The 21457-nt window shown below is 64.2% G+C and carries 23 protein-coding genes; 15 read left to right on the top strand and 8 right to left on the bottom strand.

From position 1 onward, the window contains the following. The first annotated feature begins 448 nt into the window (after positions 1–448). The 3 genes from GDR53_RS10275 (at position 449) to fdxA (ending at position 4449) form a co-directional block, all read left to right on the top strand. Entirely contained in the window at positions 449–3541 is a 3093-nt protein-coding gene (locus tag GDR53_RS10275) for a helicase-related protein (RefSeq protein ID WP_193334424.1), read from the top strand. Positions 3542–3544: 3 nt separating this feature from the next. Then, the gene (locus GDR53_RS10270) at positions 3545–3958 is read left to right on the top strand and encodes an RNA-binding S4 domain-containing protein (protein ID WP_193334423.1); all 414 of its coding nucleotides are present in this window, start codon (positions 3545–3547) and stop codon (positions 3956–3958) included. A gap of 152 nt (positions 3959–4110) precedes the next feature. Next, entirely contained in the window at positions 4111–4449 is a 339-nt protein-coding gene (gene fdxA / locus GDR53_RS10265; RefSeq protein WP_193334422.1) for a ferredoxin FdxA, read from the top strand. A gap of 97 nt (positions 4450–4546) precedes the next feature. Here fdxA and GDR53_RS10260 read toward each other — a convergent pair whose 3' ends face one another. Continuing rightward, entirely contained in the window at positions 4547–5233 is a 687-nt protein-coding gene (locus tag GDR53_RS10260) for a queuosine precursor transporter (protein WP_193334421.1), read from the bottom strand. 125 nt (positions 5234–5358) lie between these two features. Then, on the bottom strand, positions 5359–5643 hold the full coding sequence (rpmB, locus tag GDR53_RS10255; RefSeq protein ID WP_193334420.1) for a 50S ribosomal protein L28: 285 nt from the start codon (positions 5641–5643) through the stop codon (positions 5359–5361). Positions 5644–5860: 217 nt separating this feature from the next. Here rpmB and GDR53_RS10250 point away from each other — a divergent pair, with 217 nt between their 5' ends. Further along, on the top strand, positions 5861–6643 hold the full coding sequence (locus tag GDR53_RS10250; protein WP_193334419.1) for a DUF3108 domain-containing protein: 783 nt from the start codon (positions 5861–5863) through the stop codon (positions 6641–6643). A 390-nt stretch (positions 6644–7033) separates the two neighbouring features. Here the strand turns inward: GDR53_RS10250 and GDR53_RS10245 are convergent, their stop codons facing one another. Then, the gene (locus tag GDR53_RS10245) at positions 7034–7765 is read right to left on the bottom strand and encodes a class I SAM-dependent methyltransferase (RefSeq protein ID WP_232846594.1); all 732 of its coding nucleotides are present in this window, start codon (positions 7763–7765) and stop codon (positions 7034–7036) included. A gap of 105 nt (positions 7766–7870) precedes the next feature. Here GDR53_RS10245 and gloB point away from each other — a divergent pair, with 105 nt between their 5' ends. From gloB to GDR53_RS10220, 5 genes are all read left to right on the top strand, one after another. Continuing rightward, positions 7871–8638, top strand: a complete 768-nt coding sequence (gene gloB, locus GDR53_RS10240) for a hydroxyacylglutathione hydrolase (RefSeq protein ID WP_232846593.1) — start codon at positions 7871–7873, stop codon at positions 8636–8638. 244 nt (positions 8639–8882) lie between these two features. Further along, positions 8883–9146, top strand: coding sequence for a hypothetical protein (locus GDR53_RS10235; protein ID WP_193334416.1), 264 nt, complete (start codon positions 8883–8885; stop codon positions 9144–9146). 239 nt (positions 9147–9385) lie between these two features. Then, positions 9386–11218 carry a methyl-accepting chemotaxis protein gene (locus tag GDR53_RS10230; RefSeq protein ID WP_193334415.1) on the top strand — a complete coding sequence of 611 codons (1833 nt, stop codon included), beginning with the start codon at positions 9386–9388 and terminating at the stop codon, positions 11216–11218. A 63-nt stretch (positions 11219–11281) separates the two neighbouring features. Beyond that, positions 11282–11620 carry a hypothetical protein gene (locus tag GDR53_RS10225; protein WP_193334414.1) on the top strand — a complete coding sequence of 113 codons (339 nt, stop codon included), beginning with the start codon at positions 11282–11284 and terminating at the stop codon, positions 11618–11620. Positions 11621–11763: 143 nt separating this feature from the next. Further along, the gene (locus GDR53_RS10220) at positions 11764–12411 is read left to right on the top strand and encodes a DUF4389 domain-containing protein (protein WP_210321315.1); all 648 of its coding nucleotides are present in this window, start codon (positions 11764–11766) and stop codon (positions 12409–12411) included. Between the two features lie 79 nt (positions 12412–12490). Here GDR53_RS10220 and GDR53_RS10215 read toward each other — a convergent pair whose 3' ends face one another. The 4 genes from GDR53_RS10215 to GDR53_RS10200 all read right to left on the bottom strand — a co-directional run bounded on the left by GDR53_RS10215 (position 12491) and on the right by GDR53_RS10200 (position 15642). Next, positions 12491–12940: a hypothetical protein gene (locus GDR53_RS10215; protein WP_232846592.1), complete on the bottom strand. Its 450-nt coding sequence runs from the start codon at positions 12938–12940 to the stop codon at positions 12491–12493. Between the two features lie 107 nt (positions 12941–13047). Then, positions 13048–14448: a class II fumarate hydratase gene (gene fumC / locus GDR53_RS10210; protein ID WP_193334413.1), complete on the bottom strand. Its 1401-nt coding sequence runs from the start codon at positions 14446–14448 to the stop codon at positions 13048–13050. A 134-nt stretch (positions 14449–14582) separates the two neighbouring features. Then, positions 14583–14762, bottom strand: a complete 180-nt coding sequence (rpmF, locus tag GDR53_RS10205; RefSeq protein ID WP_193334412.1) for a 50S ribosomal protein L32 — start codon at positions 14760–14762, stop codon at positions 14583–14585. Between the two features lie 166 nt (positions 14763–14928). After that, positions 14929–15642, bottom strand: coding sequence for a transglycosylase domain-containing protein (locus GDR53_RS10200; protein ID WP_193334411.1), 714 nt, complete (start codon positions 15640–15642; stop codon positions 14929–14931). Between the two features lie 133 nt (positions 15643–15775). On the opposite strand from GDR53_RS10200, the gene GDR53_RS10195 reads away from it, so the two are divergent. From GDR53_RS10195 to GDR53_RS10180, 4 genes are all read left to right on the top strand, one after another. Further along, positions 15776–16678, top strand: coding sequence for a polyprenyl synthetase family protein (locus tag GDR53_RS10195; RefSeq protein WP_193334410.1), 903 nt, complete (start codon positions 15776–15778; stop codon positions 16676–16678). A gap of 3 nt (positions 16679–16681) precedes the next feature. Next, positions 16682–17317 (top strand): MOSC domain-containing protein, encoded by a 636-nt coding sequence (locus tag GDR53_RS10190; RefSeq protein WP_232846591.1) that lies wholly within the window; start codon positions 16682–16684, stop codon positions 17315–17317. Positions 17318–17339: 22 nt separating this feature from the next. Next, positions 17340–17816, top strand: coding sequence for a YbaK/EbsC family protein (locus GDR53_RS10185; protein ID WP_193334409.1), 477 nt, complete (start codon positions 17340–17342; stop codon positions 17814–17816). An 80-nt stretch (positions 17817–17896) separates the two neighbouring features. Next, complete coding sequence (locus GDR53_RS10180; protein ID WP_193334408.1) at positions 17897–19096, top strand: GGDEF domain-containing protein; 1200 nt, start codon at positions 17897–17899, stop codon at positions 19094–19096. An 87-nt stretch (positions 19097–19183) separates the two neighbouring features. Here the strand turns inward: GDR53_RS10180 and ispG are convergent, their stop codons facing one another. Continuing rightward, complete coding sequence (gene ispG, locus GDR53_RS10175) at positions 19184–20422, bottom strand: flavodoxin-dependent (E)-4-hydroxy-3-methylbut-2-enyl-diphosphate synthase (protein WP_193334407.1); 1239 nt, start codon at positions 20420–20422, stop codon at positions 19184–19186. A gap of 126 nt (positions 20423–20548) precedes the next feature. Between ispG and GDR53_RS10170 the strand changes: the two genes are divergently transcribed. Both GDR53_RS10170 and GDR53_RS10165 read left to right on the top strand, forming a co-directional pair. Next, complete coding sequence (locus GDR53_RS10170) at positions 20549–20872, top strand: YkvA family protein (protein WP_193334406.1); 324 nt, start codon at positions 20549–20551, stop codon at positions 20870–20872. 95 nt (positions 20873–20967) lie between these two features. Next, entirely contained in the window at positions 20968–21456 is a 489-nt protein-coding gene (locus GDR53_RS10165) for a DUF421 domain-containing protein (RefSeq protein WP_193334405.1), read from the top strand. The last annotated feature ends 1 nt before the right edge of the window (position 21457 follow it).

Here is a 21457-nt window from a genome sequence, read left to right as displayed (position 1 = left end):
GCGACCCCTGCCGATTCCATGCCCCTGTCCCGCAACAGGACGGTCAACCGGCTTTATCATGAACGTGCCGCGTCTGCCGCCAGCCGGGCCGGGCAGGCAAACCACAAGGGCAAAGAAAAGTGCCGGCCCGGCGCGTTAACTTTTCCGTCACATTCGCCCTCGGCGCGCCAAAATTCACGCTTTGTTAGGGAAGCTGAACGGATTTGGCGCCTTTCGGGCGGCGATGACAACCGCATGAACCCGCTTGTGCCTGACGCGGGCAGCGACCCACCACAGCTAGCCGTGAACGAACCGGGATTCTGCTGAACACGCCGATTCGGTTCTGTTTCGTTCGCGCCTTGTTCTATTCCCGAACCGCATGGCAAAAAGGTCGCAATGACTGTCCTTTCTTGGGACAATGAAGGCACCCACTCGCAACTGTCGCGGGGACGCCCTACATTGAGGCCAAATGACCTTTGCGCCCGCCCAATCCGTCAAGGCGATCCTTGGCCCCACCAATACCGGCAAGACCTATTTTGCCATCGAGCGCATGCTGGCCCATCCCACCGGGATGATCGGCCTGCCGCTGCGTTTGCTGGCGCGCGAGGTTTATCAGCGCTGTGTCGAACGGGTCGGTGAACAGGCCGTGGCGCTGGTCACCGGCGAAGAGCGCATCGTGCCGGCCAAGCCGCGCTACTGGGTCTGCACGGTCGAGGCCATGCCCACCGATATCCGCGTCGATTGTCTGGCCATCGACGAGATCCAGACCGCCACCGATTTCGACCGCGGCCATGTCTTTACCGACCGCATCCTGCACGCCCGCGGCCTGCATGAGACGCTGCTGCTGGGCGCCGCCACCATGGCGCCGGTGATCCGCAAGCTGCTGCCCGACGCCCAGATCATCGATCGGCCGCGCTTCAGCCAGCTGGTCTATGCCGGCTCCAGGAAGATTTCCCGCCAGCCGCCCCGCTCGGCCATCGTCGCCTTTTCCGGCCGCCAGGTTTACGCCATTGCCGAGCTGATCCGGCGCGAGCGCGGCGGCGCGGCCGTGGTCATGGGCGCGCTCAGCCCCCGCACCCGCAATGCCCAGGTCGAGCTCTACCAGAATGGCGATGTCGATTTTCTCGTCGCCACCGATGCCATCGGCATGGGCCTCAACCTTGATATCCATCACGTCGCCTTTGCCGATGACAGCAAGTTCGACGGCCGCACCAGCCGGCCGCTGACCCCCGCCGAGCTCGGCCAGATCGCCGGTCGCGCCGGTCGGCATGCCCGCAACGGCACCTTTGGCGTCACTGCCGGCACCGAGGGATTCGACGAGGAAATGGTGATTGCGCTCGAAACCCACGATTTCGAGCCCATCAAAGTGCTGCAATGGCGCAACAACCGGCTGGATTATTCATCCATCCCGGCTTTGCTCAACAGCCTCGAAATGAGTTCGGACAGCCGCACGCTGACCCGGGTGCCAATCGCAACCGACCAGCGCGCGCTCGAATTTGTCGCCCGCAACGAGGCCGGCAAGCTGGCGCGCGGCCTCGATGGCGCCCGACTTTTGTGGGAATGCTGCCAAATCCCTGATTATCAGGGCATTTCACCCGCCAATCACGGCGAAATCGTTACCCATATTTACGCTGATCTGGTCAAGCGGGGTAAGGTGGACGCAGACTGGATTGCCGAGCAGGTCCGCTTTTGCGACAATGCCAGCGGCGACATCGATACTTTGAGCAACCGGATCAAGCAGATTCGGACATGGACCTTCGTCGCCAACCGCAAAAACTGGCTTGCAGACCCTTCACATTGGCGCGAAAAGACCCGAGACATTGAGGACCGGCTGAGTGATGCGCTGCACGAGCGCCTGACCCAGCGCTTCGTCGACCGGCGCACCAGCGTGTTGCTTCGTCACCTGAAAGACAAACGTATGGCATCTCCCGAGATCAATGAGCGCGGCGAAGTACGGCTGGAAGGCCATCTCATCGGCACGCTTGAAGGCTTCCGCTTTACCCTGGCCCGCAACGACGGCGATGCCGACATCAAGAATCTGCGCTCCGCCGCCGATCAGGTTGTCGCGCCCGAAATCCACCACCGGGCCGAACGCCTGGCGGGGGCGCCCAATGAGGAATTCGTGCTGGCCACCGATGGCCGCATGCGCTGGAAGGGCGACATCGTCGCCGAGCTGATCGAGGGCGACACGCTCTACCGGCCCCGCATCCTGATCCTGGCGGACGAGACGCTGACCGGCACCGACCTCGAACGCGTGCAGGATCGGCTGAGCCTCTGGCTGCGCCATCACGTCAACACCATTCTCGAGCCCGTCATGGCGCTCGAAGCCCCGGCCGATCTCGATGGCGCCGCGCGCGGCATCGGCTTCCAGCTGTTCGAGCATCTCGGGCTCATCCCCCGCAACCAGGTCGCTGACGAGGTCAAGAACCTCGACCAGGACGTGCGCGGCAAGATGCGCAAGCTGGGCATCAAGTTCGGCGCCTATCACATCTACCTGCCGCTCTCGCTCAAGCCCGCCCCGCGCGAACTGGCGCTGATCCTGTTTGCGCTCAAGAATGGCGGCGTGCGCCAGCCCGGCGTCACCGATATCCCCCACATCGTGCTGAGCGGCCGCACCAGCTTTGTCGTCGATCCCGAGGTCGACACCAGGCTCTATGAGATTGCCGGCTTCAAGGTGGCCGGCAAGCGCGCCGTCCGCGTCGATATCCTCGAGCGCCTGGCCGACATCATCCGGCCGCTGATCGCGCTCGATCCGACGCGGCACCAGGGCGAACTGCCCGCCGGCGCCGCCGAAGGCAATGGCTTCCGCGTCACCGTGGAAATGACCTCGCTGCTGGGTTGCTCGGGCGAAGACTTCGCCTCGATCCTCAATTCGCTGGGCTATCGCGTCAAACGTACGCTCAAGACGGCAGCGCCAGCGCCGGTTGAGCCCGTGGCAGCGACCCCGGCCGAAGCCAGCGCCGATGCGCCCGCACTTGAAGAGAGCCTGACCGAGGCCCCGGCCAGCACCGATGCCGCCGACGAGGCGCCAATCGAGGCTGTCATGGACGAGGCGACCCCCGCCCAGAGCATGGCCATGCCTGACACGACCATTGTCGAGGCCTCGCCCGCAACCGAGGCGACCACTGGCCAGACGGCACCGGTCGAGCCGGCTGCCCCGGCCGAGCCCGAATATGACGAAATCTGGTCGCCCAGCGGCAAGCGCCCCGAGGCCAAACGGCATGACGGCCGTCGTCGCCCCGAGGGCGAAGCACAGGCCAAGCGTCCCGAGCGCAATCGCTCGACCGCGCCCCGCCGGCCCGAGGGTGAAGTGCAGGACCTGACCAAGGCCCAGCATCTCAACCCCAAGCCGGCCAATACCCGCCCTGCCAATGCCCGGCCCGCCAATGCGCGGCCGGCCAAGCCCGATGCCCGCCCGCACAGCGAAAACCGCCGTCCGGACAGCCAGAAGGGCGAGCAGGCCCGGTTCCAGCAGCCGCGTGAGGAAAAGCGCGAAAAGGCTTTCGATCCCGATAGCCCCTTCGCCAAGCTGGCCGCCCTGCGCGACGGCAAGGCAAACTAGCAATTGGCAGGGCTTGTCGAGCCCGCCGCCCGCAAGGAGCGGCTCGACAAGTTCCTGTTCTTTGCGCGCGCCATCAAGTCGCGCACCCTGGCGCAGAAATACATTGAATCGGGCGCCGTTCGGGTCAATGCCGAACGCACCATCCGCAGCGACCTCAAGGTCGGTGCCGGCGATGTGCTGACCATGGCGCTGCATGAGCGCATCCTGGTCTGGCGCATCATCGATCCGGGCACCCGGCGCGGCCCTGCCAGCGAGGCCCAGACGCTCTACGAGGACCTGTCGCCGCCTACACTGCCCAGGGCCGAGCGATCCCCCTATGAGGCCGCCATCGCGCAACGCGACGACGGGGCGGGCCGCCCGACCAAGAAGGAACGGCGCGACACCGACCGGTTTCGCGGCGGGGATGACGAGCCCTGACAAATTTTGCTGCCTGCGCCACCCAACGCGCCAAACCCTGCCCCCTGCCAGCCTTGCAGCGCCCACAGAAAAAGTTTAGCAACGGAGCCGTTGAGACCTGCCGCGCCGCGCCAACCGCGCTGGCCCGGCTTCTGTTCGGGATGCCCGCCTAGATGACCTATATCGTCACCGACAACTGCATTGCCTGCAAGTACACCGATTGCGTCGAAGTCTGTCCGGTGGACTGCTTTTATGAGGGTGAGAACATGCTGGTGATCCACCCCGACGAGTGCATCGACTGTGGCGTCTGCGAGCCCGAATGCCCGGCCGAAGCCATCAAGCCCGATACCGAAAGCGGGCTCGACCACTGGCTCGAGGTCAATACCAAATTCGCCTCGCTCTGGCCCAACCTGACCGAGCGGCGCGATCCGCTGCCGCAGGCCAAGGAAAAGGACGGCGAGACCGGCAAGTTCGAGAAGTACTTCTCCGAGGCGCCTGGCGAAGGCGACTGAGATCTTCCGTCTGCCGCTTTGCCCAATACCCCAAACAAAAAACCCGACATCAGCCTGAGGCCGATGTCGGGTTTTTCAGTCTATGGCGTCGCTTGGCCTAGGCGCGGGCGCCCAGCGGCGGCAGCGGCCTGATCCTGCCCATCAGCAGGCGATAGGGCGCCAGCAAGAGGAGGGCGGCAAGGAACTTGACCAGGAAGTCGCCGGTCGCCAGCGAGGTCCAGAGCGGCACGTCGGGGCCCAGGCCCAGCCAGGGCGCCGGAAAGCCCAGCGACCCATCGGCAAGGCCGAACAGCGCGTCCACGCCGGCCAGCGCCGGCGCAAAGGCTACCGAGAAGAAGATCGTGGTATCGATCAGCGAACCGAACAGCGACCCCACCAGCGGCGGCAGGTACCAGGCCCTGGCCGCGCGCAGCCGCGAGAACACGGCGATATCGAGCAACTGCCCGACCAGGAAGGCCGTGGCCGAAGCCAGCGCAATGCGCTGCGTCGTTGCCGGACCGCCCTGGGGGTTCCAGGGCAGGGGCTGATAGCTGAGATAGAGCGAGACGCCCAGACCCACGGCAAAGCCCACCAGCACGACCAGGCGGGCACTGCGCGCGCCGTCAAACCGGTTGGTGAGATCGGTGATGAGGAAGGCAAAGGGGAAGGTGAAGGCGCCCCAGGTCAACAGGTCCGCCAGATTGACCGGGCCGAGCTGGGCCTGCAGCGGATAGAGCACGAGAATATTGGAGGCCGCGACGACAACGACCATGGCGGCAATAGCCGCCAGCAAGCGAGCTAGCATAACAATGCACCTCTAGAAGGCCGCCAACCGGCAAAAGACCGGGGCGGAATGTGCCGAGATTGGCACAAAAGAAAAACCGCGTGGAGCTGAACCCCACGCGGTCAATTCGTCACAAGGACAGAAGCTTACGCAGCCAGAGCGGCGCGCACTTCCTTCTTGATGCCCTGGGCCAGCGTCGACAGCGTGTCGTCGCTCTGCTTGAGCAGGAAAGCATCGAGCCCACCGCGGTGTTCAACCGAACGCAGGGCATAGGCGGTGATGCGCAGCTTGACGGGGCGGTTGAGCGCCTCCGAGATCAGCGTCACGTTCACCAGGTTCGGAAGGAACCGACGACGGGTACGATTGAGAGCGTGCGAAACGTTGTTGCCAACCAAAACGCCCTTGCCGGTAAGTTCACAGCGCCGTGCCATGGTCATCTATCCTGTTGCAAAAGGCCTCTGGTGCAGGGATCAATGCCCCGCATTGGGCCTGTAGTGTCTGAAATCTGAGGGCTCTTTAGAGAATATGGGCGGGCCCGTCAAGACAAAGGCCGCCTCAATCCGGCGCGAGCGGCTTGCAGAGGGCCGCGGCAAACGGCACTTTCAGACCTTACCCCGATTCGCGACCCCTTTGCAGAGACGCCCGCCCTTGACCCAGCCCCGTTTCGCCGTTCTCGCCGCACTGGCGCTGTTCGCCTGCCCGCCTGCGATCGCGGCCGAGGTCGATGCCACTGCCGGCTATGTACTGACCCTGGGCGGCATCAACATCGCCACCATGAATGTCGACCTGCGCGATGACGGCGCCCGCTTCGGCCTTGATCTCTCCGCCAATGTGGCCGGGCTCGGCGCCGTGGTTGCCAGTGGCACCGCCAAGGCCAGCGCCTCGGGCAGTTCGACCGGCAGCCGGCTGGCCGCCCAGGCCTTCACCCTGCAGACCCGCGCCAATGGCGAGACCTTCGACATCGACGTCACCTTTGCCGGTGGCGATGTCGGCTCCTTCAAGGTCGAGCCGCCCATCATCGACAATTATGACCGCGTGCCGCTCGAGCGCAAGCATCTGACCGGCGTCAGCGATTTCCTCTCCGCCTTCGTGCTCAAGGGCACCGCCCTCGACAAGAGCCTGTGCGACCGCGAGGTCGGCGTCTTTACCGGCGTCGAGCGCTTCAACCTCGTCATGCGCTATGCCGGCGATGACAATGCCACCTCGGCCCGCACCGGCTATCAGGGGCCGGTCGTGCTGTGTTCGGTCGACTACAATCCGATCTCGGGCCATTTCACCAGTTCCGAGATCACCAATTACCTGGCCGACAGCGACCGCATCATCGTCTGGTACGCCCCGCTGGGCGAGACGGGCTATTTCATCCCCTATCGCGTGCTGCTCGGCACCAATATGGGCGATCTGTCCATGGTCCTGACCGGCATGCGCTTTTAGCGCCGCGTCCCGCTTCGGGACGGTCAATTGCTGTTTTGATAATTTCGTCGATTTTTGCGCCCGCCCCGCCTGCCTGGGCCGGTTAACGCCCGCCCCGCGACGCCGCCTCGTCTGAGCAAGCTTGTCGCAACACCTGCCCGTTTTGGCCCGATCTTCATACTTTGTTCACCAGTATGAACGGGTAATGACCGGAATTTGGCCCATCCGCCGCCTCTCCCAGTCGACTAGTGCCTGCTGCGCCTTCGGCCCACCACATGCAGCCGTGAACAAAGCGGCATTCCCCGCAAAGCGCGATTCGCCCTCTGTTCGTTCTTGCTTTGGGTCAAGCCTGAAGGAAGCCGGCCCGGGCGGCGGCAAACTGTGCCGGAGCGGGACGCCCACTGGCCAGTGTCAGCCCTGCCGCGCCGTTGCGGCACTCATGCCGGGCACGCGGACGAATCGCTCCTCGCGCTTGCGCCGGGGAATGGCGGGAAAGGCCTGCTTGCGGGCGCGCACGCAGATCACCCCGCTCATGGCCGGCCCGAACAGCCGCCCCACCCGCTCGAACAGCCGCGTCGATTTCAGCACCAGCGGATGCTGGAAGGGCGGCAGGAACAGCCCGTCGCGCCAGGCAATCGGCACGAAGCTGTGGTCGCGCAGCAGCTTGTCGAGCTGGCTGCCCGAATAGGGATTGCCCTGCCCGAACGGGGTATTGTCGCGCTGGGCCCAGATCCCGCGGCGCCGCGGCACCACGAGGATCAATTCGCCATTGGGCGCCGTCACGCGCCAGAGCTCACGCATGAGTTCCTCGGCATCGGCCACATGCTCCATGGCATGCACGGCAATGGTGAGGTCGATCGCCGCATCGGTCAGCGGCATGTCGAGCGGATCGCACAGGACCGTATGCGACGGCCCCTCGCGCGGCCAGGCCGAGGCCCCCTGCCGCGCCGGCATAAAGGCCAGCACCCGCTCGGCCGTGCCCAAGGCAAAACGCAGATAGGGCGTGGCAAAGCCCAGCCCCAACACGCGCTTGCCGCTGACATCTTCGGCCAGAGCCACCACCTGTTCGCGCACCAGCGCCCGGGATATCCGGCCCAGCGGCGAGCGGTAAAAGGCGATGAGGCGGTGCACGTCAGCGGTCATGGCGCCAACTCTGCCGGTTTCGCCTTCACTTGTCTAATAGCCGGTTGTCATGTCGGTGCCGGATGCCTAGTTTTCGCCCAACAGGTTTGGTTCAGGAGTGGTGCAGTGGCGGCGATCGTTGAAGTCTTTGGCGCGCGGGACGATAATTTTGGCTATCTGGTGCATGACGAGGCCACCGGCCGCACCGCCTCCATCGATGCCCCCGAGGCCACCGCCATCCGCGCAGCGCTTGCCCGCCGCGGCTGGGAGCTGACCGACATCTTCATCACCCACCACCATATCGACCATGTCGAAGCCATCCCCGAGCTCAAGGCCGAATTCGACGCCCGCGTCGTCGGTCCGCGCGCCGAGGCCGACAAGATCGAGGGCCTCGACGTGCTGGTGGGCGGCGGCGATACCGTGACGCTGGGCGAAACCAGCTTCGACATCTATGACACTCCCGGCCACACGCTGGGCCACATCGTCTTTCACGATCCGGTCGGCCAGCACCTGTTCAGCGCCGATGCGCTGTTCTCGCTGGGCGTCGGCCGCATGTTCGAGGGCACGCCGGGCCCCATGTGGGAGGGCGTCAAGGCGCTGCGCGCTTTGCCCGACGAGACCCTGGTCTATTGCGGCCATGAATATACCGCCAGCAACGCCAGATTTGCCCTCTCCGTCGACCCCGACAATCTGGCCTTGCAGCGCCGGGCGGCCGAGGTGACGCGGCTGCGCGCCGCCGACCAGCCAACCATTCCGTTCCGGCTGGGCGAGGACAAGGCGGCCAATCCCTTCCTGCGCGCCGACGCGCCCGAACTGGCGGCCCATTTTGGCCTTACCGGCGCCGACCCGGCTGCCGTGTTCGCCGCCATCCGCAAGGGCAAGGACAACTTCTAGCGCCTAGGCCAACAGTCTCGCAGACCGTGTGATCGGCGCCCTCCGGGGCGCCGATTGTCGTTTGACCTAGCGACACCAAAGGCGGTCACGCCACTTTGATGTTAACTACGTCCCGTTTTCCCATCCAAATTCCTTAACAAATCGTTACCATCTGGCACAGCGTTTGCTCCCAAAGGGGCATAGGGTCAGTTTGTGTGTTTCATTGTGAGACAGTCTGGCCCGTTTCGAGACAAACGAGGCGAAGATGGCCGACACTGAAACACCATTGGAAATGCCGGCACCCGGACTGCCCATGCTGACCGAACCGGCCCGCCCCCGCCCCTCGCTGGCCCGCAGCCAGACCGCCGCCGCCTTTGTCAGCCAGCTGCTGGCCGCCCGCGCCAACCTGCAACCCCAGCGCCTGCGCCGCCGCGGCAGTGCCGAGGGCGCCATCGGCGCCTATGCCGACGGCGCGCGCGTCGCCATCAAGCGTATGCCGGCCGGGTATCGCAAGACAGTAGTGGCCTAATTGTCCCCTGCGGCAACCTGACGGCGCCAATCTGATCCAATCGAATGCGGCCACCGTAGAGATGGTGCGAACCTGTGCCGTATTGGTGCAAGCGACCCCGGACCTAAGTAGATACAAAACAACAAATAGGGCAAAAAAGGTCAATTGTACGAATTTGTACAGAACAAAGAAATTTAATACCTTGTTTATATTCCGCGGCTACCTGTAATCCAACGCTACTGGAAGCAATGGTTGCCAAAATGGGCCTTTTCTCGTCATCAACAAAGACTAATGCTGCATTTTCAGATCATTCGACTCTTATTTCACTATCCAAGTCGCAGGGAATAATCGAATTCCACATGGACGGATCGATTATTACTGCGAATCAGAATTTTCTTACTGTGATCGGCTATTCGCTTGAGGAAGTTCAAGGCAAACATCACAGCATTTTTGTTGCGCCCGATTATGCCCGATCTGCTGAATACCAGCAGTTCTGGGACCACCTGCGCCGCGGTGAATTTGATGCTGCCGAATACAAGCGTATCGGCAAGGGCGGCAAGGAAGTCTGGATCCAGGCATCTTACAATCCCGTGCTGGATGCTGCTGGCAAGCCCTTCAAGGTCGTCAAGATCGCAACGGACGTCACCGCCCAGAAGCTGCTCAATGCCGACCGGACCGGGCAGCTGGCAGCGATCGGCAAATCGCAGGCAGTGATTGAATTCGACCTGAACGGCACCATCCTGACGGCCAACGCCAATTTCTGCGCGGCCCTGGGCTACCGGCAGGACGAGATCGTCGGCCAGCATCACCGGATTTTTGTGCGGCCGGAGGAGGCCGCGGCCAGTGAATACCGCGAATTCTGGAGCAAGCTGGGGCGGGGTGAATTCCAGGCCGCCGAGTATCTGCGCATCGGCAAGGGTGGCAGGGAAGTCTGGATCCAGGCGTCCTATAACCCGATCATGGACATGAACGGCCGCCCCTATAAGGTCGTCAAATTCGCCACTGACATTACTGCCCGCAAGGCCGCCGTGACCATGATCGGCGCCGGACTGGCGCGCCTGGCCGAGGGTGACCTGACCGTCCGCATCGACACGCAGCTGGTCGGCGAACTCGATGATGTGCGCCGGGCCTTCAACGACACGGTGGAAAAATTTGCTGGCATTGTCAGCCAGCTGCGCGACACCTCCTCCATTCTCAAGACCGCGACGGGCGAAATCCTGTCCGGCGCCAATGATCTTGCCGAGCGGACCACACGGCAGGCCGCCGCCATTGAAGAGACCAGCGCCGCCATGGAGCAGATTGCCGGCACGGTGCAGGAAAATGCCACGCGCAGCGAGGAGGCCAGCCAGACCTCGCATGCAGTTTCCGAAGCTGCAGCCAGCACGGGCGAGGTCATGAGCGAGGCCAATCTGGCGATGGAGCGGATCTCCCTCTCCTCGTCGAAAATATCCAACATCATCGGCATGATTGACGATATCGCCTTCCAGACCAACCTGCTGGCGCTGAACGCCTCTGTGGAAGCCGCCCGTGCCGGTGATGCGGGCAAGGGCTTCGCGGTGGTGGCCGTCGAAGTGCGGCGTCTGGCCCAGTCGGCCGCCAGTGCCTCGGCCGACGTCAAGGTGCTGGTCGAACAGTCCGCCACCGAGGTGGCAACCGGCTCCAAACTGGTCTCGAATGCGGCTGCCAAACTCAATGCCATGGTGGAAAGCGTACAACAGAGCAGCAGCCTGATCGCCCAGATCGCCAGCGCGACCCAGGAGCAGTCCACCGCCATTGGCGAAGTCACCACCGCGGTGCGCGAGATGGACGAGATGACCCAGCACAATGCCGCTTTGGTCGAGGAAATGAACGCCGCCCTGGAGCAGACCGAAACCCAGGCCCGCGAACTCGACGAGATCGTCGAAGTCTTTGTCGTCGACGACAGTGTCCGCGTCACCCGGCCACAGCCCAAGGCAGCACCCCGGCCAGCGGTCCGCCCCGCAGCCAGACCCGGCAATGACGTCAAGGCCTTGCAGGCCCGCGCCGGCCAGGCGGCCAAATCCTACGGCGTGCAGGGCAATGCGGCGATCAAGCAGGACTGGAACGAGTTCTAGGCCGGGCCGGCCTTTCCCGTTGCCATCAAGCGATCGATACGTCTTAGACCCGCGAGCGTCGCCATGTCCGCTGAAGTTGTAGATTTTGTTGCCAGACTGTCGGCGATCAAGCGGGGCCTGCAAGTTGCCCAGGATGCTGGGGCTGCTGCTGAAGTCAGCGCGCTCTACCATGACATTGAGAGCAGTCATATCGACCACGGTCCGTCGGGTGGGGTTGATCTGATGGACCTGCAGTCGGCCCTATTGGAATTGCGGGCCGAACTGGTCAAGAAACAGGCGGAGCTTCTTGCTGACGGCATCGATCTCTCCACGGCCCTCAGCATCGGGGCACAGGCCGAGGTCATCATGCAGCAACTGACAAGACTGGCCGCAGAGATCAGGAAACTCAAAAGCGGGATGTAGGGGCCGATAGGACGCCTGGAGGCTCTGGCGGGGGCCGGGACGAACACAGGCCAGGAGCACACCCGTTGGCGCTTGATCTGCGTCAAGGACCGGTATCGCGGCCGTGCTAGGCTGGGTCAGTTCCATGATCCATGAGACCCCAAATGGCTGACATGTCGTCTCCCGCCCCCACCGCGGTCCGCCTGGACATCGACTATCCCGGGTCGATGGATCGGCTCTCCACCTTCTTCCGGCCGATCTGGGCCCTTCCCATCCTGATCATCCTCGGCCTGCTGTCGGGCGCCAGCAGTAGCCGCTATGTCACCGAAGCCGGCCGGGTGGTGGAATCCAGCGCCGGCGGCATCAGTGCTGGCCTGTTCGCGGCCACGGTGCTCATGCTGCTGTTCCGGCAGCGCTATCCGCGCTGGTGGTTTGACTTCGCCCTGGAACTGGGCCGCTTCGGCGCGCGGGTGACAAGCTACCTGCTACTGCTGACCGACCGCTACCCCTCCACCACCGAGGCGCAGTCGGTTCACCTCGACGTCGTCTATCCGGACGCCGAGCGCGATCTCAACCGCTGGCTGCCGCTGGTCAAATGGCTGCTCGCTCTGCCCCACTATCTCGTGCTGGTTGTGCTGGCCGCGGCAGTTGTGCTGCTCACCATCATTGCCTGGTTCGCCATTCTGCTGACCGGGACCTATCCCCGCGGCATGTTCGACTTCGTCGTCGGTGTCGGTCGCTGGGCGACGCGGGTCTGGGCCTATGCCTTCCTGCTCGTCACCGACGTCTATCCCCCCTTCAGCCTGCAGTAAGTCCAGCGCGCCGGACGACGGCGGCTGCGGGGCAGGATTGCCCCGCGCCGTCCTGGTTGAAGCCGGCCTGCTGCGTCGGTCAGTTCATCGTCACATCGCGCCCGGCGCTGGTGATCGAGACCGTGAACCCGGCGACCACGTCGATCAGCGCCATTACCATGAGCAGGAAGAAGACCGAGCTGGCGGCGGCGCCGGCCAGCAGGAATTCGATGAGGAAGGCGACGAAGAGCAGCATGGAGAGCATGTGCTCGACGATCGAATTGCGTCCGCTATTGGTCGATTTCACCACCTCGAAGAACAGCATGATAATGCCGATCACGAGCAGGAAATCGCCCGCGGTAATCGCCCAGTCCGTGCCCGAGACCATGGGGATGAGAAACAGGCCCTGGCTCCAGCCCGCCGGCGAGCCGGCATAGAACAGAAACGCGATGACATTGTAGAGCACGAAGGGCACGACCAGCAGCGGCGGGATGAAGCGCCCGGTCTGGCGCGGCGCGCGGTGGGTCGGCATCATCACGGTTTCGGTCATGGCATTGGCTCCGGTTGCGCGCCTCACCATGCCAGAGGCGCGTGACGGCGTGAAGGGAGCAACGCGGGCCTGCCCCGCCCGTTCCGGCAGGGCAGGTCCGCGTCAGTTTACTTCTTGAGCTTGAGCGGGCCGACCATCTGCTCGGGCTTGACCTCGGCGTCGAATTCTTCGCCGGTCAGCAGGCCCAGGGCCACGGCTTCTTCGCGCAGCGTCGTGCCGTTCTTGTGCGCGGTCTTGGCGATCTTGGCGGCATTGTCGTAGCCGATTCTGCGGTTGAGCGCGGTGACCAGCATCAGCGACTTGTCGACCAGCTCCTGGATGCGCGCGCGATCGGGCGCGATGCCCACGGCGCAATGGTCGTTGAACGACTTGGCCGCATCGGCCAGCAGCCGCACCGACTGCAGGTAATTGTAGGCAATGACCGGCTTGAAGACATTGAGCTCGAAATTGCCCTGGCTGGCGGCAAAACCGATGGCCGCGTCATTGCCCATCACCTGGGCCACGACCATGGTCATGGCTTCCGACTGGGTGGGATTGACCTTGCCCGGCATGATCGACGAGCCGGGCTCGTTTTCCGGAATGGTGATTTCGCCCAGGCCCGAGCGTGGGCCTGAAGCCAGCCAGCGCACGTCATTGGCGATCTTCATGAAGGCCACGGCCAGCTGCTTGAGCGCGCCCGAGGAGCCGACAAAGGCGTCGTGTCCGGCCAGCAGGGCAAACTTGTTGGGGCCGGTGACGAAATTGCGGCCGGTCAGTGTCGCGATCTCCTTGGCCACGGCCACGGCATAGTCGGGATGGGCATTGAGCCCGGTGCCCACGGCCGTGCCGCCCAAAGCCAGCTCCTTGAGCTGGGGGAGCGTTGCCTTGATATTGGCCAGCGCATAATCGATCTGCGCCACCCAGCCGGAAATCTCTTGGCCCAGCGTCAGCGGCGTCGCATCCTGCAGATGCGTGCGGCCGATCTTGACCACATCCATATAGGTCTCGGCCTTTTCCGCCAGCGTATCGCGCAGCAGCAGCACGCGCTCATAGAGATAGCCCTCGATCGCCTCGACCGCGGCGATATGCATGGCCGTCGGATAGGTATCGTTGGACGACTGGCTCATATTGACGTGGTCATTGGGGTGCACGGGCTTTTTGGAGCCCATGGTGCCGCCGGCCATCTCGATGCCGCGGTTGGAAATGACTTCGTTGACATTCATGTTGGACTGCGTGCCCGAGCCGGTCTGCCAGACTACCAGCGGGAAATGGGAGGCCAGCTTGCCGGCAATCACCTCGTCGGCGGCCGCCACGATCAGGTCGCGCGTCTTTTCGTCGAGCAGGCCGAGCTTGAAATTGGCCAGGGCCGCCGCCTTCTTCAGAATACCGAAGGCGGTGATGATCTCGACCGGCATCTTTTCGCCGCCAATGTCGAAATTGGCCAGGCTGCGCGCGGTCTGGGCGCCATAATACTTGTCGGCCGGCACATTGATGGTGCCCATGGTGTCCGATTCAACGCGCGTCGTCATGGCAATCTCCGGGATTGTGCTGCTCCAGATTGCGGCAGGCAGGAGCGGCAAGGCAAAGAAAAACGGCCGACCCCGTTACAGGATCGGCCGCTTGCATATCAGAAGGGAGCGCATGGCGCTGCCAGACTCAAGAACTACTTCTTGACTTCAAAAACCTGGCGACCGCGATACATGCCGGTCTTGAGGTCGACGTGATGCGGACGACGCAGCTCGCCCGAATCCTTGTCTTCGACATAGGTGGGGGCGGACAGAGCGTCGTGCGAACGGCGGAAGCCGCGCTTCATCGGCGAGGTCTTGCGTTTTGGCACTGCCATGATCGGTACTCCGAATTCAATATCGTTGCGCCGCCAGAGCGGCCCAGAGACGTAGCTCTGAAGGGGTTGACCGGCTCTATAGAGCAACTCCGGCGCCTTGGCTAGGGGGTTGTTGGCGAGTCTGGCAGACAAAACCGACAGCCGTCAAAAGCCCTGTGCCGCGCCTCTATAGCGCCAGCCTGCCGCCTTCGCCAACGCAATCGGCCCTGGCGCCGAATTCGCGCGCCCGGCCCTCGATAATGCCGGCAATGCGCACCATGCCGGCCGAGGGACGACCGGGCTGGCGCAGCAGCGGATTGGGCAAGGCAGTGACCAGGAGGCTGGCTATGCGCCAGTCCAGGTTCTGCGGTTCGATGCCAAAGGCCCGCTCGGCCCCGGCCGCCACGCCGAACTGCCCCTCGGGGCCCCATTCGGCAATGTTGAGATAGATCTCCATGATGCGCCGCTTGGGCAGCACCAGGTCGATATAGAAGGCCAGCGGCACTTCGAGCGCCTTGCGGACGACGCTCTGCCCGTTCCACAGAAACAGGTTACGCGCCACCTGCATGGTAATGGTGGAGGCGCCGCGCGCATCCTCGCCGGCCATGAAGCGGGTGACCTCGTCGCGCAGCGCGCCCAGATCGACCCCCCAATGACGGCAGAACTGCCCATCTTCCGACAGGATCACCGCGGCCTTGAGCCGGTCGGAAATATCGCCGATATCGCGCCACTGCCGATCCATCGGCCGGTTGGTGACCAGCCGCTCCAGCATGGGCACCGATACCGGCTGCACCACGAGATAAAGCGGGGTCAGCACGGCCGGAATGGCCAGAACCAGCAGAAGGACCATGCCCAGCGGGCGCAGCAGCGCCATCAGGCCTTTGAATTTGCGTCGTGCCATGGCTTCCCTTAGCCATCCGGACGCCGTGAAGAAAGCCGCAATTGCTCGCGTGCCGCACTTGCCCCCATGCGCAAGGCCGCCGGCGCTGCACAGGTGGCTTGCCGCCCCGCCACCAAACCGGCTAGCAACAGGCATGTATGATTTTTCCGCCGACATGACCGATTGCGCCCAGGCCGTCGAGCTGGCTTTGGCCGAGCGCCTCAGCATAGCCACCCTGTCCGGCCCCGGCCCGGTGGCCGAGCGGCTGGTGGCCGCCATGCGCCATGGCAGCCTTGAGGGCGGCAAGCGCCTGCGGCCGCTGCTGCTGCGCCAGGCCGCCGCCATTTTCAACGTGCCGATGCAGCAGGCCCTGACCGCCGGCCTCGCCGTGGAAATGGTGCATTGCTATTCGCTGATCCATGACGACCTGCCCGCCATGGATGATGACGACCTGCGCCGGGGTCGGCCTACCGTGCACAAGCAATATGACGAGGCGACCGCCATCCTGGCCGGTGACGCCCTGCTGACCGAGGCCTTTGCCTTGCTGGCCGACCCGCAATGCCATCCCGATCCGGCGGTACGCATTGCCCTGGTCACCGAACTGGCTCGCGGATCAGGCGGCGGCGGCATGGTGGGCGGCCAGATGCGCGATATCGAGGGCGAAGCGGGCGGATTTTCCGGCCACGACATCGCCACCATGCAGGCCATGAAGACCGGCGCACTGATCCGCGCCAGCGTCCGCATGGGCGCCATCCTGGGCGGGGCCGATGCGCGTGCTCTGGCCGTGCTCACCGCCTATGCCGAGGCCGCCGGCCGCGCCTTCCAGCTGGCCGACGACATTCTGGACGTCACGGCCTCTGCCGCCACCATGGGCAAGGCCACCGGCAAGGATGCCGCGCTGGGCAAGCAGACCCTGGTCACCACGCTGGGCGTCGATGGCGCACGCGGGCACCTGAACGATACGGTGGCCACGGCGTTGTCCGCCTTGCGCACCTTCGGCCCCAAGGCGGATGGGTTGCGCGCCACCGCACGTTACTTTGCCAGTCGGGAGAACTGACAATTGGCCATTCTGCTCAGCATCAATATCGGCCAGCCCCGGCCCATTCCCGGCAAATCCGCCCAGACCGGCATCTACAAGCTGCCCATGGACGGCGACGTCGCCGTCACCCGCGAGGGGTTGGAAGGCGATGCCATCCTTGACCGCCGCCACCATGGCGGCAAGGACCAGGCAGTCTATCTCTATTTCAAGGACGACTATGACTGGTGGAGCCAGCAACTGGGCACCGAGCTTGCCCCCGGCACCTTTGGCGAAAACCTCACCATTGGCGGCGTCGACGGCCGCAGCGTTGCCATCGGTGACCACTTCATCATCGACGAGGTGGTGCTCGAGGTGACCTCGCACCGCACCCCCTGCATGGTCTTTGCCGCCCGCATGGGCGACCCCAAATTCGCCAGGCGCTTTCATCAGGCGGGCCGGCCCGGCGCCTATTGCCGGGTGATCAAGCCGGGCGCCTTCCACGCCGGCGAGCCGGTGCGGCTCGAGCCCTTTGCCGGCGAGCGCATCACGGTGGCCGAGATGATGGCGCTCGATGGCGTGCGCGAGATCGATGCCGCTTTCATGCAGCGCGCCCTCACGACGCCGCTGCACTACAAGACCCGTGAAGACTACCAGGATCGCCTCGCCCGCCTGTTCTGAAAGCGTCACCGAAAGCACCTTCATGAGCCTGCAATCCGTTCAAGCCGATCTGGCTGCCCGCGCCCCTGACCTCGTCGTGGAAGTCACCGAAAACTCCACCGCCACGGTGCAGACCGCGGCTTTGGTCCATGGTGTCGAACCCGGCCAGATCGCCAAGACCCTGTGCATCCGCGTTGGCGGCGAGGTGCTGTTGCTGGTGACCCGTGGCGATGCAAGGCTCGACAACCAGAAATCCAAGCTCGCCTTTGGCGGCCGCCCGCGCATGCTGGGCGCCGAAGAGGTCGAGCAGCTGACCAGCCACAAGGTCGGCGGGGTCTGCCCCTTTGGCCTGCCGGCGCCCCTGCCCATTCATCTCGATGTCTCACTCAAGATTTATGACGTGGTGATTCCGGCCGGCGGCGATACCCATGCTTCGGTGCGCCTCAGCGTCGAGCGGCTGGCCGCCCTGTGCGGCAATAGATGGGTCGATGCCTGCCAACCACCACAAGCCACTGATTAATTTACTTCTCGGCAACCACCAGCCCTTAAGCTCCGCCGCTAGATGAATCGTGTTCGGCCCGGCGCCAGGAAGACGACAGCTTGAACGCGACGACCGAACATGACTATGCCCGTCTGCAGGAAATGCACGACGAGCCCTATGAGCGCCAGCTGGCGCAGGGCTTTGCCCGGCTGTGCTTCGCCCCGGCGCTCGAAGCTGAATACCGCGCAGCCTTTGCCCAGGAGCAACGTCGACCCGCCTTGATCTTCGGCGGCGTCGCGCTGACCATCTGGGCCGGCTTTGCCGGCTTCGACCTGCTGCGCCTCGATGTGCTGAACAAAGGCGTCCCGAGTGCCGACCTCTGGGTATTGCTGTGCTCCCGCTGGGCCGCCCTGTTTGCCATCGCCGCCTTTTATGTCAGCCCGTTGCGCGCCCGTGCCCGGCTGGAACCGGCTGCCTTCGCCATCTATTCCCTCATGGCCCTGGTGGCCGCGATGAATGCCGTGATCTACAAGGCCCATGGCATTCCGGCCGCCGAATCGGCCCTGGTCATTGTCGTCATGGCACCGTTCCTGCCCATCGGCATGACCTTCTATCGCTCGCTCATGGCCTCCTTCGTGCCGGTGGTAGTGGCCGCCATTGCCGGCGCCATCCTGCTGCAGGACAACAATATCCGCGGCCTGCCCGGCATGATCTTCGTGCTCGCTTTGGCCATACCGGTGGGCGCCATTGGCGGCTACATGCGCGAACTGGCGCACCGCCGTCAATTCCTGCTCACCGCCATGCTGTCGCGCCAGGCCCAGTTCGATCCATTGACCAATCTGGCCAATCGCCGGTTGTTCCAGCGCCATGCCGAGGCGGCCATTGCCCATGCCAACCGGAATGGCGAGACGCTGGTGCTGGCGATGCTCGATATCGACCATTTCAAGAACTTCAATGACCGCTGCGGCCATGCCGCCGGCGACCAGGCGCTGCGCCGCGTCGCCGACGCCATTGCCAGCGTCGCCCGCCAGCCCATGGATATGGCCACCCGACTGGGCGGCGAGGAATTTGCCCTGCTGCTGCATGGCAGCGACTTGGGCAGCGCCAGCCCGGTTCTGGAGGCCCTGCGGGCCCAGATCTCGGCTTTGGCCGTGCCCACCGGCACGCCACCGCTGACCATCAGCATCGGCGCTACCAGCCCGGTCGGCACCGAATCCCTCAGCGAGGTCTATGAACGCGCCGACCGCTTGCTTTACGCCGCCAAATCGAGTGGCCGCGACCGCCTTGCCACCGACATGTTGCTGCAGGCCACGGGCTGATCTAGCCCAGCTGCCCCATGAACTTGAGCGCGCTCAGCACGATGATCAGCATGGCAAACCAGAACAGCCGGCGTTGATTGCGTTCGTTCATTCCGCCGCGGCCCGGCCGGTGCCGAACTTGGCCTCGATATAGTCCGCCACCATGACCTTGAACTGCTCGGCCACGTCGGCGCCGCGCAGGGTGGCGACCTTCTGGCCATCGACAAAGACCGGTGCCGCCGGGCTTTCGCCCGTGCCGGGCAGGGAAATGCCGATATTGGCATGCTTGCTCTCGCCCGGCCCGTTGACGATGCAGCCCATCACCGCCACCGACAGGGTTTCCACCCCCGGATAGCGTTCCTTCCATTCCGGCATCGAGCTCGAGAGGTGATCCTCGATGTCCCGCGCGAGGGTCTGGAAGGTGCTCGAGGTGGTGCGGCCGCAGCCCGGGCAGGCAGCCACCACCGGCACGAACTGCCGGAAGCCCATGGTCTGCAGCAGTTCTTGCGCCACCTTGACCTCAGTGGTGCGATCGCCGCCGGGCTCGGGAGTCAGGGAAATGCGGATCGTGTCGCCAATGCCCTGCTGCAGCAGAATGCCCAGAGCGGCAGACGACGCTACGACGCCCTTGGTTCCCATGCCCGCCTCGGTGAGGCCGAGATGGAGCGCATAATCGCAGCGCGCCGCCAGATCCTGGTAGACCGCGATCAGGTGCTGGACGTCGGAAACCTTGGTGGACAGGATAATCTTGTCGCGCGCCATGCCGAGCTCTTCCGCACGGCTCGCTGACAAGAGTGCCGACTGGATGATCGCCTCGCGCTGAACCGCTGCGGCGCCAAGCGGGCTGCCGGCCGCGGCATTCTCATCCATCAGCCGGGTCAGCAATTCCTCGTCGAGCGACCCCCAGTTCACCCCGATGCGGACCGGCTTGTTGTAGCGATTGGCGATCTCGATCAGCGTCGAAAACTGCGTATCGCGCTTGGCCTTGAAGCCGACATTGCCCGGATTGATGCGGTACTTGGCCAGGGCCTCGGCACAGGCCGGATGATCCGTAAGAAGCTTGTGGCCGATATAGTGGAAATCGCCCACCAGCGGCACGTCATAGCCCAGCACCGCCAGGCGATCGCGGATGATCGGCACGGCCGCCGCCGATTCGTCGCGATCCACCGTGATGCGGACGATTTCCGAGCCGGCCCGCGCCAAGGCCATGACCTGACGCACCGTCGCATCAATATCGGCCGTGTCGGTATTGGTCATCGATTGCACGACGATCGGCGCACCACCGCCCACCAGCACGCCACCGACATTCACACCAACCGCCTGCCTGCGCATTGCCGGACCAGCCATCAAACACCTCACTCGTTCGCGCACAGAAATAGGCCCATGATGATGACGGCGCAATGTCTGTCGAAATGTGATCGTCAGCGGGGCCCATGCCCTTGAACCAAACCAGGCCATGCCCATTTATAGATCATGTTCAAAACGCTCCTCCCCCGCATCGTTCTGTTCCGCAAGGAAGCCGTCCGGCTCTGGCAGGCGTTTTTTGCCCCGCAAACCCCGTTCTACCTCAAGGCAGCAACGCTGTTCGCAGCGTTCTACCTGGTGAACCCGATCGATATCATCCCCGATTTCATCCCGCTGGCGGGCTGGATGGATGATCTGATCCTGGTGCCGCTGATGGTCAGCTGGATCGTCTCGCGCCTGCCGGTGCCGGTCAAGGCCGACCACCGCGAGCGCAATGACCGTCCGGGCGCTGGCAACGGCCCCACCATCGATGGCCGCGCCCGCCGGCTTTAGTCGCCCTGCCCGGCTGAACCATCAGCATCTGCCGACGTTAGCTCACCAGGCCCCTGCGCAAGCGGCGGGCCTGCTGTCTATTCGGGAGAGCCGCCATGGATTGGTCGACAATGTTTTATCAGGATGCCCAAGGCATCGTGCGCACCCTGATCGTGGGCACGCTGGCCTATATCGTGCTGGTGCTGTTCCTGCGCATTTCGGGCAAGCGCACCCTGGCCAAGCTCAATGCATTCGATCTGGTGGTGACGGTGGCTCTGGGCTCGACGCTGTCGGCCATCCTGCTGCAGGAATCCATTGCCCTGGCCGAGGGCGCCACCGCCCTGGCGCTGCTGATCACAGTGCAGTTTCTCGTCACGTTTTTTTCGGTTCGCTCCCAGCGTTTTGCCGGGCTGGTGCGCAGCGAGCCGGCACTGCTGGCCAAGGATGGGCGCTTCTGCGACGCCAGCATGCGGCGCGAACGCGTTACCCAGGAGGAGGCACTGAGCACGGTGCGCGCCAATGGGGGGAATGGTATCGGGGACGTCGAAGCCATGGTGCTGGAAAGCGACGGCTCGATCAGTATCCGCCTGCGCAGCGCTGCTTAGC

The organism is Devosia beringensis (assembly GCF_014926585.1).
GTDB lineage: Bacteria > Pseudomonadota > Alphaproteobacteria > Rhizobiales > Devosiaceae > Devosia > Devosia beringensis.
This window is presented reverse-complemented; position numbering and strand designations above follow the sequence as displayed.

Excerpts from the sequence above, each read along its gene's own strand:
- GDR53_RS10225 (WP_193334414.1), top strand. The coding sequence starts at position 11,282 with ATGTCCGCTGAAGTTGTAGATTTTGTTGCCAGACTGTCGGCGATCAAG.
- GDR53_RS10165 (WP_193334405.1), top strand. The coding sequence starts at position 20,968 with ATGGATTGGTCGACAATGTTTTATCAGGATGCCCAAGGCATCGTGCGC.
- GDR53_RS10220 (WP_210321315.1), top strand. The coding sequence starts at position 11,764 with ATGGCTGACATGTCGTCTCCCGCCCCCACCGCGGTCCGCCTGGACATC.
- fdxA (WP_193334422.1), top strand. The coding sequence starts at position 4,111 with ATGACCTATATCGTCACCGACAACTGCATTGCCTGCAAGTACACCGAT.
- rpmB (WP_193334420.1), bottom strand. The coding sequence starts at position 5,643 with ATGGCACGGCGCTGTGAACTTACCGGCAAGGGCGTTTTGGTTGGCAAC.
- GDR53_RS10260 (WP_193334421.1), bottom strand. The coding sequence starts at position 5,233 with ATGCTAGCTCGCTTGCTGGCGGCTATTGCCGCCATGGTCGTTGTCGTC.
- fumC (WP_193334413.1), bottom strand. The coding sequence starts at position 14,448 with ATGACGACGCGCGTTGAATCGGACACCATGGGCACCATCAATGTGCCG.
- GDR53_RS10185 (WP_193334409.1), top strand. The coding sequence starts at position 17,340 with ATGAGCCTGCAATCCGTTCAAGCCGATCTGGCTGCCCGCGCCCCTGAC.
- rpmF (WP_193334412.1), bottom strand. The coding sequence starts at position 14,762 with ATGGCAGTGCCAAAACGCAAGACCTCGCCGATGAAGCGCGGCTTCCGC.
- GDR53_RS10230 (WP_193334415.1), top strand. The coding sequence starts at position 9,386 with ATGGGCCTTTTCTCGTCATCAACAAAGACTAATGCTGCATTTTCAGAT.
- ispG (WP_193334407.1), bottom strand. The coding sequence starts at position 20,422 with ATGGCTGGTCCGGCAATGCGCAGGCAGGCGGTTGGTGTGAATGTCGGT.
- GDR53_RS10195 (WP_193334410.1), top strand. The coding sequence starts at position 15,776 with ATGTATGATTTTTCCGCCGACATGACCGATTGCGCCCAGGCCGTCGAG.
- GDR53_RS10275 (WP_193334424.1), top strand. The coding sequence starts at position 449 with ATGACCTTTGCGCCCGCCCAATCCGTCAAGGCGATCCTTGGCCCCACC.
- GDR53_RS10245 (WP_232846594.1), bottom strand. The coding sequence starts at position 7,765 with ATGACCGCTGACGTGCACCGCCTCATCGCCTTTTACCGCTCGCCGCTG.
- GDR53_RS10215 (WP_232846592.1), bottom strand. The coding sequence starts at position 12,940 with ATGACCGAAACCGTGATGATGCCGACCCACCGCGCGCCGCGCCAGACC.
- GDR53_RS10170 (WP_193334406.1), top strand. The coding sequence starts at position 20,549 with ATGTTCAAAACGCTCCTCCCCCGCATCGTTCTGTTCCGCAAGGAAGCC.
- GDR53_RS10200 (WP_193334411.1), bottom strand. The coding sequence starts at position 15,642 with ATGGCACGACGCAAATTCAAAGGCCTGATGGCGCTGCTGCGCCCGCTG.
- GDR53_RS10235 (WP_193334416.1), top strand. The coding sequence starts at position 8,883 with ATGGCCGACACTGAAACACCATTGGAAATGCCGGCACCCGGACTGCCC.